The organism is Pseudomonas moraviensis, from assembly GCF_900105805.1.
GTDB classification, from domain to species: domain Bacteria; phylum Pseudomonadota; class Gammaproteobacteria; order Pseudomonadales; family Pseudomonadaceae; genus Aquipseudomonas; species Aquipseudomonas moraviensis_A.
Genome location: NZ_LT629788.1, coordinates 4262501 through 4276596, shown reverse-complemented (window position 1 = coordinate 4276596; position 14096 = coordinate 4262501). Strand labels below are relative to the sequence as shown.

Annotated in this window: 16 protein-coding genes; 7 read left to right on the top strand and 9 right to left on the bottom strand. The window is 59.4% G+C overall.

The annotated features are described in order from the left end of the window. The first annotated feature begins 3 nt into the window (after nt 1-3). The 3 genes from trpD (at nt 4) to BLU71_RS19185 (ending at nt 2715) form a co-directional block, all read left to right on the top strand. Nucleotides 4-1053, top strand: coding sequence for an anthranilate phosphoribosyltransferase (trpD, locus tag BLU71_RS19195; RefSeq protein WP_083353684.1), 1050 nt, complete (start codon nt 4-6; stop codon nt 1051-1053). Further along, nucleotides 1050-1889: an indole-3-glycerol phosphate synthase TrpC gene (trpC, locus tag BLU71_RS19190; protein ID WP_064365387.1), complete on the top strand. Its 840-nt coding sequence runs from the start codon at nt 1050-1052 to the stop codon at nt 1887-1889. Before trpD ends, trpC begins: the two co-directional genes overlap by 4 nt. A 124-nt stretch (nt 1890-2013) precedes the next feature. Further along, nucleotides 2014-2715, top strand: coding sequence for a lipoate--protein ligase family protein (locus tag BLU71_RS19185; RefSeq protein WP_083353683.1), 702 nt, complete (start codon nt 2014-2016; stop codon nt 2713-2715). A gap of 9 nt (nt 2716-2724) precedes the next feature. Here BLU71_RS19185 and crp read toward each other — a convergent pair whose 3' ends face one another. Continuing rightward, nucleotides 2725-3369 carry a cAMP-activated global transcriptional regulator CRP gene (crp, locus tag BLU71_RS19180; RefSeq protein ID WP_042610435.1) on the bottom strand — a complete coding sequence of 215 codons (645 nt, stop codon included), beginning with the start codon at nt 3367-3369 and terminating at the stop codon, nt 2725-2727. Nucleotides 3370-3604: 235 nt separating this feature from the next. Here crp and BLU71_RS19175 point away from each other — a divergent pair, with 235 nt between their 5' ends. Beyond that, on the top strand, nt 3605-4027 hold the full coding sequence (locus BLU71_RS19175) for an OsmC family protein (protein ID WP_016772921.1): 423 nt from the start codon (nt 3605-3607) through the stop codon (nt 4025-4027). A 237-nt stretch (nt 4028-4264) separates the two neighbouring features. Next, entirely contained in the window at nt 4265-5059 is a 795-nt protein-coding gene (gene speD, locus BLU71_RS19170; RefSeq protein ID WP_024014530.1) for an adenosylmethionine decarboxylase, read from the top strand. 118 nt (nt 5060-5177) lie between these two features. Here the strand turns inward: speD and coq7 are convergent, their stop codons facing one another. The 6 genes from coq7 to hemJ form a co-directional block, all read right to left on the bottom strand. Next, complete coding sequence (coq7, locus tag BLU71_RS19165) at nt 5178-5825, bottom strand: 2-polyprenyl-3-methyl-6-methoxy-1,4-benzoquinone monooxygenase (RefSeq protein WP_065616568.1); 648 nt, start codon at nt 5823-5825, stop codon at nt 5178-5180. A gap of 194 nt (nt 5826-6019) precedes the next feature. After that, nucleotides 6020-6358, bottom strand: a complete 339-nt coding sequence (locus tag BLU71_RS19160) for a histidine triad nucleotide-binding protein (protein WP_016772924.1) — start codon at nt 6356-6358, stop codon at nt 6020-6022. 56 nt (nt 6359-6414) lie between these two features. After that, nucleotides 6415-7203, bottom strand: coding sequence for an SDR family NAD(P)-dependent oxidoreductase (locus BLU71_RS19155; protein ID WP_042610440.1), 789 nt, complete (start codon nt 7201-7203; stop codon nt 6415-6417). Between the two features lie 61 nt (nt 7204-7264). Then, nucleotides 7265-8212 carry a DUF805 domain-containing protein gene (locus BLU71_RS19150; protein WP_083353682.1) on the bottom strand — a complete coding sequence of 316 codons (948 nt, stop codon included), beginning with the start codon at nt 8210-8212 and terminating at the stop codon, nt 7265-7267. Between the two features lie 78 nt (nt 8213-8290). Then, entirely contained in the window at nt 8291-9259 is a 969-nt protein-coding gene (locus tag BLU71_RS19145) for an NAD(P)H-dependent flavin oxidoreductase (RefSeq protein ID WP_083353681.1), read from the bottom strand. 33 nt (nt 9260-9292) lie between these two features. Beyond that, nucleotides 9293-9721 carry a protoporphyrinogen oxidase HemJ gene (gene hemJ / locus BLU71_RS19140; protein ID WP_039757756.1) on the bottom strand — a complete coding sequence of 143 codons (429 nt, stop codon included), beginning with the start codon at nt 9719-9721 and terminating at the stop codon, nt 9293-9295. A gap of 134 nt (nt 9722-9855) precedes the next feature. Here hemJ and argC point away from each other — a divergent pair, with 134 nt between their 5' ends. Further along, a complete protein-coding gene (gene argC / locus BLU71_RS19135) occupies nt 9856-10890 on the top strand; it encodes an N-acetyl-gamma-glutamyl-phosphate reductase (RefSeq protein ID WP_064365381.1) in 1035 nt (344 codons plus the stop codon). 168 nt (nt 10891-11058) lie between these two features. Continuing rightward, nucleotides 11059-11409, top strand: a complete 351-nt coding sequence (gene erpA / locus BLU71_RS19130) for an iron-sulfur cluster insertion protein ErpA (protein ID WP_007918905.1) — start codon at nt 11059-11061, stop codon at nt 11407-11409. Nucleotides 11410-11478: 69 nt separating this feature from the next. On the opposite strand, the gene BLU71_RS19125 is transcribed toward erpA, so the two are convergent. Both BLU71_RS19125 and BLU71_RS19120 read right to left on the bottom strand, forming a co-directional pair. After that, nucleotides 11479-12570 (bottom strand): anhydro-N-acetylmuramic acid kinase, encoded by a 1092-nt coding sequence (locus tag BLU71_RS19125; RefSeq protein WP_083353680.1) that lies wholly within the window; start codon nt 12568-12570, stop codon nt 11479-11481. 3 nt (nt 12571-12573) lie between these two features. Beyond that, nucleotides 12574-13998 (bottom strand): peptidoglycan DD-metalloendopeptidase family protein, encoded by a 1425-nt coding sequence (locus tag BLU71_RS19120; protein WP_083353679.1) that lies wholly within the window; start codon nt 13996-13998, stop codon nt 12574-12576. Nucleotides 13999-14096 lie beyond the last annotated feature (98 nt).

The following is a 14096-nucleotide window of genomic DNA, read 5'->3' as shown; positions in this document are numbered from 1 at the left end:
CCCATGAATATCAAGACAGCCCTGAGCCGTATCGTCGATCACCTCGACCTCAGTACCGATGAAATGCGCGATGTGATGCGCGAAATCATGACCGGCCAGTGCACCGAAGCGCAGATCGGCGCGTTCATGATGGCCATGCGCATGAAGAGCGAGAGCATCGACGAGATCGTCGGCGCCGTGTCGGTGATGCGTGAGCTGGCCGATCAGGTCGAGCTGAAAACCCTCGACGGCGTGGTCGATGTGGTCGGCACCGGCGGTGACGGTGCGAACATCTTCAACGTCTCGACCGCGTCTTCCTTTGTTGTTGCAGCGGCCGGTTGCACCGTGGCCAAGCACGGCAACCGCGCAGTCTCCGGCAAGAGCGGCAGCGCTGATCTGCTGGAGGCTGCCGGCATTTACCTGAACCTCACCCCGGTACAGGTCGCGCGCTGCATCGACAACGTCGGTATCGGTTTCATGTTTGCCCAGACTCACCACAAAGCGATGAAGTACGCCGCCGGCCCGCGCCGCGAACTCGGCCTGCGCACGCTGTTCAACATGCTCGGCCCGCTTACGAATCCGGCCGGTGTGAAACATCAAGTGGTAGGCGTGTTTACTCAGGCGCTGTGCCGGCCATTGGCCGAAGTCTTGCAGCGACTGGGCAGCAAACACGTGCTGGTGGTGCATTCGAAGGACGGTCTGGATGAATTCAGCCTCGCCGCGCCGACCTTTGTCGCCGAACTGAAAAACAACGAAATCACTGAGTATTGGGTCGAACCGGAAGACCTAGGCATGAAGAGCCAGAGCCTGCACGGCCTCTCGGTCGAGGGCCCGGAAGCATCGCTGGCGCTGATCCGCGATGCCCTCGGCAAGCGCAAAACCGAAAACGGCCAGAAAGCGGCCGAGATGATTGTGCTCAATGCCGGTGCGGCGCTGTATGCCGCCGACCTGGCAAACAGTCTGAAACAAGGTGTGGAGCTGGCGCACGACGCGCTGCACACCGGCCTCGCTCGGGAAAAACTCGAGGAGCTGGGTGCCTTTACCGCGGTATTCAAAGTGGAGAATGAAGGATGAGTGTACCGACGGTTCTGGAAAACATTCTGGCGCGCAAGGTTGAGGAAGTCGCCGAGCGCAGCGCTCGGGTCAGCCTGAGCGAGCTGGAAGGTCTGGCCAAGGCGGCCGATGCACCCCGTGGTTTTGCCCAGGCATTGCTCGCGCAAGCGAAGAAGAAACAGCCGGCAGTGATTGCTGAAATCAAAAAGGCCTCGCCGAGCAAAGGCGTGATCCGCGAAGACTTCGTGCCGGCCGACATCGCCAAGAGCTACGAAAAGGGCGGGGCGACTTGCCTGTCGGTGCTGACCGACATCGATTACTTCCAGGGCGCCGATGCGTATCTGCAACAGGCACGCGCTGCGTGCAAGCTGCCGGTGATCCGCAAGGACTTCATGATCGATCCGTACCAGATCGTTGAAGCCCGCGCGCTTGGCGCCGATTGCGTGCTCCTGATCGTCTCCGCGCTCGACGACGTGAAAATGGCCGAACTGGCCGCCGTGGCCAAGGGCGTCGGTCTCGACGTATTGGTGGAAGTGCACGACGGTGACGAACTGGAACGCGCGCTGAAGACCCTCGACACGCCGCTGGTTGGCGTCAACAACCGCAACCTGCACACATTTGATGTCAGCCTGGAAACCACTCTCGACCTGCTGCCGCGCATCCCGCGCGATCGCCTGGTGATCACCGAGAGCGGCATCCTCAATCGGGCCGACGTCGAGCTGATGGAAATCAGCGATGTGTATTCGTTCCTGGTCGGCGAAGCGTTCATGCGCGCGGAAAACCCGGGCGTTGAATTGCAGCGCTTGTTCTTCCCGGAGCGGGGCGGTCCAGTCGTCAGCGGTTCGACCCTCGACTGACCGAGTCGCCCCCATTCGCGAGCAGGCTCGCTCCCACAGGGAAATGCATTCCAGTGTGGGAGCGAGCCTGCTCGCGAAGAGGCCCTGAATTCCGCTAAAGAGATTCAATCTGCCGGAGCCCCCCATGTCGCTGCCAACACCCCTGACCATCGAATCCGGCCTGCAAGCCGAACAGGACTTGTTGGCCTCGGTCTGCGCCGGCGACGCCGAATTCGGTCTGCTGTTCTGGCAACCCACCGACCGCGCGCTGGTCATGCCGCGCCGCCTCAACCGTCTCCCGCAATTCGCCCACGCCTGCGAAGTCTCCGCTGCCGCCGGCTGGCCGGTGCTGCTGCGAGAAACCGGCGGCGAGCCGGTGCCGCAATCTGCTGCAACCATCAACATTGCTCTGGTCTATGCCCCGCCTCGCAGCGAAGGCGACTTGAACCGCATCGAAACCGGCTATCGTCGCCTGTGCGATCCGATCTGTCAGTTGCTGGATGAGTTGGGTGGCACATCGTCGGTGGGGGAAATCGACGGTGCATTCTGCGATGGCCGCTTCAACGTCAATCTCGACGGCCGCAAGATGGTCGGCACCGCCCAGCGCTGGCGTCAGAGCCAAGGCGGACAACGTCCGGTGGGTCTGGTGCACGGGGCGATGCTGATGGATGACGAGCGCGAGTCGATGGTCGCCGCGGTCAATCGCTTCAATGAAGCCTGCGGGCTGGAGCAACGGGTGAGGGCGCAAAGCCACATCGCCTTGCATGAGAAATTCAACGCGCCACAAGCGTTGGCGCGTCTCGATGAGCTGTTTCGTTTGATGTTGGCGCAGATCTACAGCGCCTGATTTGCAGGCTTAGCGTGTCCCGAAGACCACCATGGTCTTGCCCTTCACGTCGACCAGGTTGCGTTCTTCAAGATCCTTGAGCACGCGGCCGACCATCTCTCGCGAACAACCGACGATCCGACCGATTTCCTGGCGGGTGACTTTGATCTGCATGCCATCCGGGTGCGTCATGGCGTCCGGCTGTTTGCACAGTTCCAGCAGGCACCGAGCGACTCGACCGGTGACGTCGAAAAACGCCAGGTCGCCGACTTTGCGCGTGGTGTTGCGCAGGCGTTGTGCGATTTGTCCGCTGAGTGCGTAAAGAATGTCTGGGTCCTGCTGCGACAGTTCGCGGAACTTGGCGTAACTGATCTCCGCGGTTTCGCACTCGACCTTGGCCCGCACCCAGGCGCTGCGTTCCTGTTCGTGGCCGGCTTGTTCGAACAGGCCCAGTTCGCCGAAGAAATCCCCGGCGTTCAGGTAGGCGATGATCATCTCGCGACCATCGTCGTCTTCGATGAGGATGGTGACCGAGCCCTTGATGATGAAGTACAGCGTGTCCGAGCGATCGCCGGCGCAGATGATGTTGCTCTTTGCCGCATGACGCCGGCGCTGGCAATGCATCAGCAGCTTGTCGATGTTCTTGATTTTGGGTGTGGGGGTAATAGCAACCATGGTTGTATCCCGAAAAGACTGCACGGTGATGTTTGAGTTTTTATGAGGCGCTGAAGGCGGTCGCTACAGGGCTGACGAATGGGCGCCAGCGAATTGGCGCCAGCTTACCAGACACTTCGTCGAAAATTCGAGAAATTACCTACAGCCAGACAGCATCCGTCCTAGGACGTCGTTCCTGCCGGGACAAAGCCCTGTGCTAAGCTGGCGACCCTTTTTTTACAGTGGAGTCTGGGCGATGAAGGCACGCATCCAATGGGCTGGCGAAGCCATGTTCCTCGGCGAATCGGGCAGCGGTCATGTTGTGGTGATGGACGGTCCGCCGGACGCCGGTGGCCGTAACCTCGGGGTTCGCCCGATGGAGATGCTCTTGCTGGGTGTCGGCGGGTGCAGCAACTTCGACGTGGTCAGCATCCTGAAGAAGTCGCGACAGGCCGTTGAAAGCTGCGAAGCCTTCCTCGACGCCGAGCGCGCGACTGAAGATCCCAAGGTCTTTACCAAGATCCACATGCACTTCGTAGTCAAGGGCCGGGGCCTGAAAGAAGCCCAGGTCAAGCGCGCCATCGAGCTGTCGGCCGAGAAGTATTGCTCCGCGTCGATCATGCTCGGCGCGGCTGGCGTGGCGATTACCCACGACTATGAAATCGTTGAACTCGGTTGAACCGACATTCAACTATCATAAAAGCAGTGCAGACTCTGGCGATCCCCCGCTGACGTCTGCATAATGCGCCACTTTTTTCAGGGCAGTGATCGGTCAGCCGACAGGTCATCCGCCTGAACAGATAACCAAAATCGCCATCGCGAAGAGGTGTTAACCGTCCTACGCAGGTGCGTTGTTCGCACTTGACGGGCATGCTTGATCACGCGGCCGCGCCGCATACATAGAGAGTTTTTAACGGTGAAAAGCAAACTCAAGCTCCACGGGTTCAATAACCTGACAAAGACCTTGAGCTTCAACATCTATGACATCTGCTACGCGGAAACCCCGCAAGACCAGCAGGCTTACGTCGAGTACATCAATCAAGAGTACAACGCGAAACGCCTGACGCAGATTCTCACAGAAGTTGTCGAGATCATTGGTGCCAACATCCTGAACATCGCCAGTCAGGACTATGAACCCCAGGGCGCCAGCGTCACGATTCTGATTTCGGAAGAGCCGGTAACCCCGACTGACAGCCAGATCGAAGAATCGCCGGGCCCGTTGCCCGAAATCATTCTGGCCCACCTCGACAAGAGCCACATCACGGTACACACCTACCCGGAAATCCATCCGGACGATGGTATTGCGACCTTCCGTGTGGATATCGACGTGTCGACCTGTGGTGTCATTTCACCGCTCAAAGCGCTCAACTTCCTCATTCACCAGTTCGATTCGGACATCGTGACCGTGGATTACCGTGTGCGCGGCTTCACCCGTGACGTTGAAGGCAACAAGCACTTCATCGACCACGAAATCAACTCGATCCAGAACTACCTCTCCGAAGACACCCGCGACGCGTACCAGATGACCGACGTGAACGTGTACCAGGAAAACCTGTTCCACACCAAGATGCTGTTGAAGAACTTCGAACTGGACAACTACCTGTTCGGCGACGCCACCAGCAATCTTTCGCCCGAGCAACGTGCCCAGGTGACCGACCGTGTGAAGCACGAAATGCTGGAAATCTTCTACGCGCGCAACATGCCGACCTAAGATTCCCGGACACGAAAAAGGCGACTCCCTCACGGCAGTCGCCTTTTTTATTGCTGCAATACGGAGCCCTGTAAGAGTGAGTCTGCTCGCGATGAGGCCATCAGCATCGACCCAGATCTCAAATCCGATAGGTACTCTTGGTCATCACTTTCGCCAACAGACTCATCCCGAACTTCACCGGCGCCGGAAAACGAAACCCGCCCGCATCCAGAGCACTTTCCGCGTGATGTTGTTCATCGATGCGCATCTGCTCGAGAATCGCCCGGGACTTCTCGTCCTCGGCCGGCAGTTGCTCCAGATGCTCATTCAGGTGCTTGCACACCTGATGCTCGGTCGCCGCGACGAAACCAAGACTGACCTTGTCGCTGATCAGTCCGGCGACCGCGCCGATGCCGAACGACATGCCGTAAAACAGTGGATTCAGCACGCTGGTGTGGCTACCCAGTTGGTGAATGCGCTGCTCGCACCAGACCAGATGATCGATCTCTTCTTCCGCCGCGTGCTCCATGGCTTGGCGTACTTGCGGCAACTTGGCGGTCAGTGCTTGGCCCTGGTACAGCGCCTGGGCGCAGACTTCACCGGTGTGGTTGATGCGCATCAGGCCGGCGACGTGGCGGGTGTCTTCGTCGCTCATCTGCGTGTCCGGCTGCAGAATCGCTGGCGATGGACGGTACGGCTGGCCACTGAAGGGCAACAGCGTGCGCATCGCGGCATCGGCTTGCAGCAGAAGACGGTCTATGGGCGAGTAGTGACGTTGGGTAGTCATGCTGACCTCCGGGAAGAATCTCGGCGGCCAGTTTAACCGAATCGGCCGGCGAGGGTTTGCGCTGGGTCATTGGCTGCTGATTTTGCTCTTTGTGGGAGCGAGCCTGCTCGCGAAAGCGGATTATCGGATACTGAAGTGTTGAATGTATCGACGCCTTCGCGAGCAGGCTCGCTCCCACAGTCGGTTGTCGCCAATCAGCCCGGCGGCCAGTTCATCTGACGCTGCCCCAGCACGTGCATATGAATGTGATAGACAGTCTGCCCGCCAAGTTCATTGCAGTTCATCACCACGCGAAAGCCCTCTTCGCAACCCAGTTCCAGCGCCAGACGCTGCGCAGTGAACAGGATGTGCCCGGCCAGCGCCTTGTCGTCTTCGGTCAGGTCATTGAGCGTGCGCACCGGTTTTTTCGGGATTACCAGAAAGTGCACCGGAGCTTGTGGGGCGATGTCGTGGAAGGCCAGAACCTGGTCGTCCTCGTAAATGATATTGGCCGGGATTTCCCGGTTGATGATCTTGGTGAACAGAGTATCCACTGCTGTTTCTCCGTTGAGTTGGGCTGAATCGAGTGTACCGCTTCGAAGTCGTCTTCCTAGCGGGGGCAGTAAGCTTTGTTGACCATGCCGACAATCGTCCGGTTAAGCCAGCGCGAACCCAGCCGCGGCAGGAACGCCAGCCAGCGGTTGCGTCGTCCCGGAATGATGATTGCGCGATTTTTATCCAGTGCACGCACGGCATGCAGCGCGACCTCTTCCGGACTCATCAGCGAGTTGCTGCTTTCGATCTTTTCGCTGCTCATTTGTGCGGTACGGAAGAACGGCGTACGTGTCGGGCCAGGGCACAGCACCGAGACTTTCACGCCGCTTTGTTTGAGCTCGACGCGCAGGGCTTCGGAAAAGTGCAGCACGTAGGCTTTGCTGGCGTAGTAAGTGCTCATCCATGGGCCGGGGCTGTAAGCGGCCACCGAGGCGACGTTCAGAATCTGCCCGCCACCCAGTAGCGCCATGCTGTTGCCGACCGCATGGCAAAGGCGGGTGAGGGCCAGGATGTTGACCTCGATGAGGTCCTGTTCGGTCATCCAGTCCTGCGCGAGAAACGGGCCGCACGTGCCGATACCGGCGCAGTTGACCAGCAGATCGATCTGCCGGTCACCTTCTTCGAGCTCCAGCAAAAAGCCGGACAGGCGCAACGGTTCGCCGAGGTCGCAGGCACGAAACAACACTTCGACATCGAAGCGCTGGGTCAGCTCGATGGCGATACTTTCCAGCTGATCACGCTGTCGTGCCACCAGAATCAGGCTGCGGCCGCGCCGGGCCAGCGCTTCGGCCATGGCCAGGCCGATGCCGCTGGAGGCGCCAGTGATCAGAGCGTAACGGGTCATGCAGTTCTCCATCGCAACAGCTCCGCGCCGGCGACGCGGTTGTCACGGCGAGGAGCGCTGTTCATTCTTGCGCAGAGTCTACAGGGGCCTGCGCCGGTTCGGCTGCCTCGTCGGCGGAAATCGCTGGCGGTTCGACGACCTCAACTTCGTCGGTGGTCACCGAGCCGCTGTCATAACTGCTTTCCAGATTGCTTTCGTACTCCTCTTGCACAGCGGAGAAGCCACCAAGGAGGCCGCCGGCAAAAATCAGCGCGAAGAACACGATCCACAATGAGCACAGCACTTTGACCGCTGTGCTGTTGGGCGGCGGCGGCGGGCCATAGCGGTTGGCGCCGGTATTGCCGGGGACGACCATGATCACCAGTGGGAAGAAGCTGCCCACGAACGGCACCAGATTCAGCAACCACAGCCAGCCTGACCAGCCGATATCGTGCAGGCGCTGAACGCTGAACAGAATGCTGACGATCATGAAGCCAATAAACAGGAAGACGGCCAGAATCCCGCCGAAAATCAGGCCGGTTGTCGAGTCGCCGCTGACCAGTCCCAACGCAATCAAGGCGAACACGCCGACGATGGGCAGGGCCACCAGACTCAAGACCATGGTCCAGGCCAGAAAGCGCAGGCGACCGATCCGGCCTTCGACACTGAATGGCTTGAGCGTGGCAAACGCTGGCAGGCTTTGTCCGACGTTGGCGCGTGGCGGGGCGTAGGGCGAGTTCGGTTCGGCCACCGCTGCAGGGTTATCGTGGACATCTGCCAGACTCAGCTCAATGGCAGTTTCCGCTTCGATCCGCGCATCGATCCCGGTTTTGCTCAACGCTTGCAGATACGTCTGGGCATCGCTGTGGGATAAATCCCGTTTGAGGGCGACGGCGCGGCCACTGAACAGGCGCTCGATGGCGGCCACATCGCTTTTGAACAGATCCGCCAGATTCAGTTTGGCAGTAGTGAGGTCGACGCCGGGTTGCAGCGCGCCGTCGAAGACGATCTTGTAACGGGGTTCGCTCATGGCCGAGGCATCCTTGTCGCGATTGGGTTTGCAGGTATCAAGTCGAGGCCAGCCTGATAGTGACTGGCCGGATATCTCTCAGCGCGGCCAGCGTTGTGGCAGCTGTGCAGCGCGCGTTTGGGCTTGACGATATTCCGCGTCCAGCCGCGCAATCAACTGGTCCACGCTTGGCAGATCGTCAATCTGACCAACACCCTGGCCCGCCGACCACACGGTCTTCCAGGCTTTGGCCTCATCATTGAGCGGCTTGAGCTTGTCGCCGAAATTCACCTCGCCCTTGCCTTGTAGCGTTGCCATGTCGAAACCGGCCGCTTCCAGGCTCTGGCGCATGAAGCTGGCCGGCACTCCCGACACAGCTGGAGTATGAATGATGTCGGCAGCCTTGGCTGTCAGCAGCATGTCTTTGTAGGCGTCAGGCGCGTGACTTTCGGTGGTGCCGATAAATCGCGTACCGAAGTAGGCCAAATCCGCGCCGAGCAGCTGCGCGGCGAGAATCTCATGGCCGTGGTTCAAACATCCTGCAAGCAACAGCGTCTTGTCGAAAAACTCGCGGATTTCGGCAATCAGCGCAAACGGACTCCAGGTGCCGGCATGCCCACCGGCACCGGCTGCGACGGCAATCAGTCCGTCGACCCCGGCTTCAGCGGCTTTCTCGGCATGGCGCCGCGTGGTCACGTCGTGGAACACCAGACCGCCATAGCCGTGCACCGCGTCGACCAGTTCCTTCACCGCGCCGAGGCTGGTGATGACAATCGGTACCTTGTGCTCGACGCAGATGTCCAGATCCGTCTGCAGGCGCGGGTTGCTGTGGTGAACAATCAGGTTCACGGCATAAGGGGCCGGATTATCCAGCGTCGCCAGGCCCGCCTCGATCTGTTCCAGCCAGGCCTTGAATCCGCTGCTCTCGCGCTGGTTCAGCGCCGGAAAGCTGCCGACCACGCCATTGCGGCAGCAGGCGAGCACCAGCTCCGGATTGGAAATCAGAAACATCGGCGCCGCTACGACGGGCAGACGCAGGCGTTTTTCGAGCAGAGCGGGCAGCGACATTGAGAACACCCCGAATATCTGTATTGATTGAAGTTAGAACGGCTTGACCACGACCAGAATTACGATAGCCAGCAATATCAGAACCGGCACTTCATTGAACCAGCGATAAAAGACATGGCTGCGGGTGTTTTCGCCACGGGCAAAACGTTTTACCTGCGCGCCGCACATGTGGTGGTAGCCGATCAGCAATACGACCAGGGTCAGCTTGGCGTGGATCCAGCCGCCCTGGCTGAAGAGTGACGGGTTGAGGTAGATCAGCCAGCCACCGAAGATCAGCGTGGCGATCATCGCCGGGCCCATGATGCCGCGATACAGCTTGCGCTCCATGACGCTGAAGCGTTCCTGGCTGATCGTGTCTGCACTTTGTGCGTGGTAAACGAACAGGCGCGGCAAGTAGAACAGCCCGGCAAACCAGCAGACGACGCTGACGATGTGAAACGCTTTAAGCCATAGATAGAGCATTTTTGGTTATTCCCTCATTCACGGTAGCCAGATAGTAGTGGCTTGAGCGCCCGCGCGTCACCTTGGCGGTTGTCGCAGGCGCGCGCGGCCCCTATTATCGACGGCTTTCCAGTGGGTTCGTTGAGGGCAGGTTTATGGTCAAGGTCGGTATCGTCGGCGGCACGGGTTACACCGGTGTCGAACTGCTGCGTCTGTTGGCACAGCATCCGCAGGCAGAAGTGGTCGTCATCACTTCCCGATCCGAGGCCGGTCTGGCCGTGGCTGACATGTACCCGAACCTGCGCGGCCACTACGACGGCCTGGCGTTCAGCGTGCCGGACGTGAAAACCCTCGGCGCCTGCGATGTGGTGTTCTTCGCCACGCCACACGGTGTGGCTCACGCCTTGGCAGGCGAACTGCTGGCGGCGGGCACCAAGGTCATTGATCTGTCGGCCGACTTCCGTCTGCAAGACGCTGATGAATGGGCCAAGTGGTACGGCCAGCCGCACGGCGCGCCAGAACTGCTGGACGAAGCTGTCTACGGTTTGCCGGAAGTCAATCGCGAGCACATCAAGAAAGCGCGCCTGATCGCGGTGCCGGGTTGCTACCCAACCGCTACGCAACTGGGCTTCCTGCCATTGCTTGAAGCAGGGCTGGCCGACGCTTCGCGCCTGATCGCCGACTGCAAATCCGGCGTCAGCGGTGCCGGGCGTGGCGCGGCTGTAGGTTCTTTGTACTCCGAGACGTCGGAAAGCATGAAGGCCTATGCGGTAAAAGGTCATCGCCACCTGCCAGAAATTCGCCAGGGTCTGCGTCGCGCGGCGGGCAAGGATGTCGGCCTGACCTTCGTACCGCACCTGACGCCGATGATTCGTGGTATTCACTCCACACTCTATGCGACCGTGGTCGATCGCTCGGTGGATCTGCAGGCGCTGTTCGAAAAGCGCTACGCCAACGAACCGTTCGTCGATGTAATGCCCGCCGGTAGCCACCCGGAAACCCGCAGCGTGCGCGGCGCCAACGTCTGCCGCATTGCTGTGCATCGTCCGCAAGATGGCGATCTGGTGGTGGTACTTTCGGTGATCGACAATCTCGTCAAAGGCGCCTCGGGCCAGGCGGTGCAGAACATGAACATCCTGTTCGGACTGGACGAGCGCTTCGGCCTGTCCCACGCCGGCATGCTTCCTTAAAAGCAGCTACGGGCTTCAAGCCACCAGCTACAAAAGATCAGCGGCAAGCTTGAAGCTCAGCGCTCGAAGCTTGCCGCTGCTCCTCTAATAGTTGACCAATTTTCTAGGACAAGCGGATAATGCGCGTCATCACGCATTATGGCGGCGTAACGCCGGGAGATAGTCAGCATGAGCGTCGAATCCTTCACCCCCACGGCTTTGCAATTCACTCAAGGTGCTGCGCACAAGGTGAAGAGCCTGGTCGATGAAGAGGGGAATGATCGCTTGAAGCTGCGCGTATTCGTTACGGGCGGCGGTTGTTCTGGGTTTCAATACGGTTTCACCTTCGATGAAGACGTGGCCGATGACGACACCATCGTCGAGCGCGAAGGCGTGAGCCTGGTGGTCGATCCGATGAGCTTCCAGTACCTGGCCGGTGCCGAGGTGGATTATCAGGAAGGTCTGGAAGGTTCGCGCTTCGTGATCAAGAACCCGAATGCCACAACGACATGTGGTTGCGGATCGTCGTTCTCGATCTGATCGCACTTCACCGCACACAACAAAACGCCGCAGAGCCTTTCGGTTCTGCGGCGTTTTTGTGTGCGGAGATTATGCCGGGTAGATAGCGCCGAGTACGCGCAGACCGCGAGCCCCGGTGACGCTTGGCCGGTTGGCGGCAATCCCTTCCAGGCAGCAATGAGCGAGCCACGCGAAGGCCATGGCTTCCACCCAATCCGGATCGACGCCGTGAGTTGAGGTGCTGGCGACCTTAGTGTTCGGCAGTAGATCCGCCAGTCGTTTCATCAGTGTGGCGTTATGTGCGCCGCCGCCACAGACCAGCAGTTCCTGCGTGTCCGATTGAGCACTTTGCAGCGACTCGACGATGGTCAGCGCCGTCAGTTCGAGCAGCGTGGCCTGAACGTCTTCGGCCGCAAAGCTCGGCAGGCGTGAAAGATGCTGTTCCAGCCAAGGCAGATTGAACACTTCACGGCCGGTACTCTTCGGGCCTTTGGTCACGAAGAACGGGTCGCTGAGCAGTGCTTTGAGCAGGCTTGGCTGAACCGTGCCGGTCGCAGCCCACTGCCCGTCCCGGTCATAGTTTTCGCCGCGTTGCCGGTGAATCCAGGCGTCCATCAGAACATTCCCCGGGCCGCAGTCGAAACCGGCTACAGGTTTGCTTGGCTCAATCAGGCTGAGATTGCTGAATCCGCCTACATTCAAGACTGCCTGGTTACCGGTACGCTCTTCAAACAAAGCTTCGTGAAACGCTGGCACCAGAGGTGCACCCTGGCCGCCCGCCGCAACATCGCGGCTGCGGAAATCACTGACGACGGTAATGCCGGTCAACTCTGTCAGCAGGGCTGGGTTACCGATCTGCACGGTGAAGCCGCGTGCCGGTTCATGGCGAATGGTCTGACCGTGGCTGCCGATAGCGCGGATGGCATCGGGTTGGAGCTGTTGTTGAGCGAGGAGGGCATGAATACCTGAGGCTGCGAGCTCGACCCAGTGTTGCTGGGCAATCGCCGAACGGGCGATCTCGTCGGGGCCGCTGGCACACAGGCCAAGCAGCTCGGCGCGCAGGGAATCAGGCATTGGCAGGTAGTGGGTGGCGATCAGTTTGATCGCCGAGGTCTGTTCGATCAGGGCGATGTCCAGCCCGTCGAGACTGGTTCCGGACATCACACCGATATACAGGGCCATCGCTTAGCGCTTGCTCGAAGCCAGCATGGTGGCCTTCTCTTGATCCATGCGCGCCATCAGCGGCTGGCTCTGCGCCAGGAAACGCGCGCGCTCGGACTTGGCGATCGGATCGGCCATTGGCAGCTTCTGGCCCAGCGGATCGACGTGAACGCCGTTTACCTGGAATTCGTAATGCAAATGTGGGCCAGTAGAAAGGCCGGTGGTACCGATGTAGCCAATGACTTGACCCTGCTTGACGGTACCGCCGGTTTTCACGCCTTTGGCGAAACCCTGCATGTGGCCATAGAGCGTACGGTAAGTGTTGCCATGCTGGATGATCACGGTGTTGCCGTAACCGCCACGACGACCGGCCAGTAATACTTTGCCGTCACCGGCAGCCTTGATCGGCGTGCCCCGTGGAGCAGCGTAATCAACACCTTTATGGGCGCGGATCTTGTTGAGAATCGGGTGCTTGCGGCCCATGGAGAACTTCGAGCTGATGCGGGCGAAGTCAACCGGCGTCCGGATGAAAGCCTTGCGCATGCTGTTGCCATCGGCGGTGTAATAGCTGCTGTTGCCTTGTTTGTTGGTGTAGCGAACGGCGGTGTAGGTCTTGCCACGGTTGGTGAAGCGCGCGGAAAGGATCGGGCCGGTGCCGACTGCCTTGCCGTTGATGACTTTCTGCTCGTAGATCACATCGAATTCGTCACCCTGACGGATGTCCTGAGCAAAGTCGACGTCGTAGCCGAAGACGCTGGCCATATCCATCGTCAGGCTGTGAGAGAGGCCGGCGCGCGCAGCGGACTGCGAAAGCGAGCTGTTGATGACGCCATGAACGTAGGCAGTGCGAACCGTTGGCTTGGCGGTGACACGGTTGAACGAATAGCCCTTATCGTTCTTGGTCAGGGTAATGGTTTCAACGTCGCTGACCTTGCTGTGCAAGCTGGTCAACTGTCCTTCCGGACTCAGTTCGAATTCGAGTTTCTGACCACGCTTGAGCTGGCTGAACTGTTTGGCCTGCTTGTCGCTTGCCAGTACTTCGTGCACAGAGGCTGCAGGCAGGCCAACCTTTTCAAACAGGGTAGACAGCGTATCGCCTTTGGAGACCACGACCTCGCGGTGACCAGGCTCTTTTGATTTCTCAGCAGCCGCAACAGGCGCCGGCGCAGTTTCGGCTGTTTGCGCGGCATTTTCGTCGCTGTTTTCGATTTGTGCGAACGGGGAAGCTGCAGGTTCGGTTGTGGCTTGAGCTGCATCGGCAGCGTCTTGATCTTGTGTCAGTTGTTCAGCAGGACTTTCCAGTTCAAGACTCAGAGTCGTCTTTTTGGCTTCAACATCGCTGGAGGGAAATACCAGCAACGCCAGACTGAGAAGGGCGGCGATTCCACTTGCGGCGAGCAGGTGGGTCTTCGGGTAAAGCGGGGGCGCTTTAGACGGTTCTGTGGTCATAGGTAATTTTTGACTTTGAAATAGATGAATTGGAAAAGATGAATGACATGATGAAGATGAAATAACTGTATAAAATATAACCAAATCATCTCTGAAGC

What these genes read in the sequence shown, in the direction of transcription:
- trpD (WP_083353684.1), top strand. Translation starts at nt 4, where the DNA reads ATGAATATCAAGACAGCCCTGAGCCGTATCGTCGATCACCTCGACCTC.
- trpC (WP_064365387.1), top strand. Translation starts at nt 1,050, where the DNA reads ATGAGTGTACCGACGGTTCTGGAAAACATTCTGGCGCGCAAGGTTGAG.
- BLU71_RS19185 (WP_083353683.1), top strand. Translation starts at nt 2,014, where the DNA reads ATGTCGCTGCCAACACCCCTGACCATCGAATCCGGCCTGCAAGCCGAA.
- crp (WP_042610435.1), bottom strand. Translation starts at nt 3,369, where the DNA reads ATGGTTGCTATTACCCCCACACCCAAAATCAAGAACATCGACAAGCTG.
- BLU71_RS19175 (WP_016772921.1), top strand. Translation starts at nt 3,605, where the DNA reads ATGAAGGCACGCATCCAATGGGCTGGCGAAGCCATGTTCCTCGGCGAA.
- coq7 (WP_065616568.1), bottom strand. Translation starts at nt 5,825, where the DNA reads ATGACTACCCAACGTCACTACTCGCCCATAGACCGTCTTCTGCTGCAA.
- BLU71_RS19155 (WP_042610440.1), bottom strand. Translation starts at nt 7,203, where the DNA reads ATGACCCGTTACGCTCTGATCACTGGCGCCTCCAGCGGCATCGGCCTG.
- BLU71_RS19150 (WP_083353682.1), bottom strand. Translation starts at nt 8,212, where the DNA reads ATGAGCGAACCCCGTTACAAGATCGTCTTCGACGGCGCGCTGCAACCC.
- BLU71_RS19145 (WP_083353681.1), bottom strand. Translation starts at nt 9,259, where the DNA reads ATGTCGCTGCCCGCTCTGCTCGAAAAACGCCTGCGTCTGCCCGTCGTA.
- hemJ (WP_039757756.1), bottom strand. Translation starts at nt 9,721, where the DNA reads ATGCTCTATCTATGGCTTAAAGCGTTTCACATCGTCAGCGTCGTCTGC.
- argC (WP_064365381.1), top strand. Translation starts at nt 9,856, where the DNA reads ATGGTCAAGGTCGGTATCGTCGGCGGCACGGGTTACACCGGTGTCGAA.
- erpA (WP_007918905.1), top strand. Translation starts at nt 11,059, where the DNA reads ATGAGCGTCGAATCCTTCACCCCCACGGCTTTGCAATTCACTCAAGGT.
- BLU71_RS19125 (WP_083353680.1), bottom strand. Translation starts at nt 12,570, where the DNA reads ATGGCCCTGTATATCGGTGTGATGTCCGGAACCAGTCTCGACGGGCTG.
- BLU71_RS19120 (WP_083353679.1), bottom strand. Translation starts at nt 13,998, where the DNA reads ATGACCACAGAACCGTCTAAAGCGCCCCCGCTTTACCCGAAGACCCAC.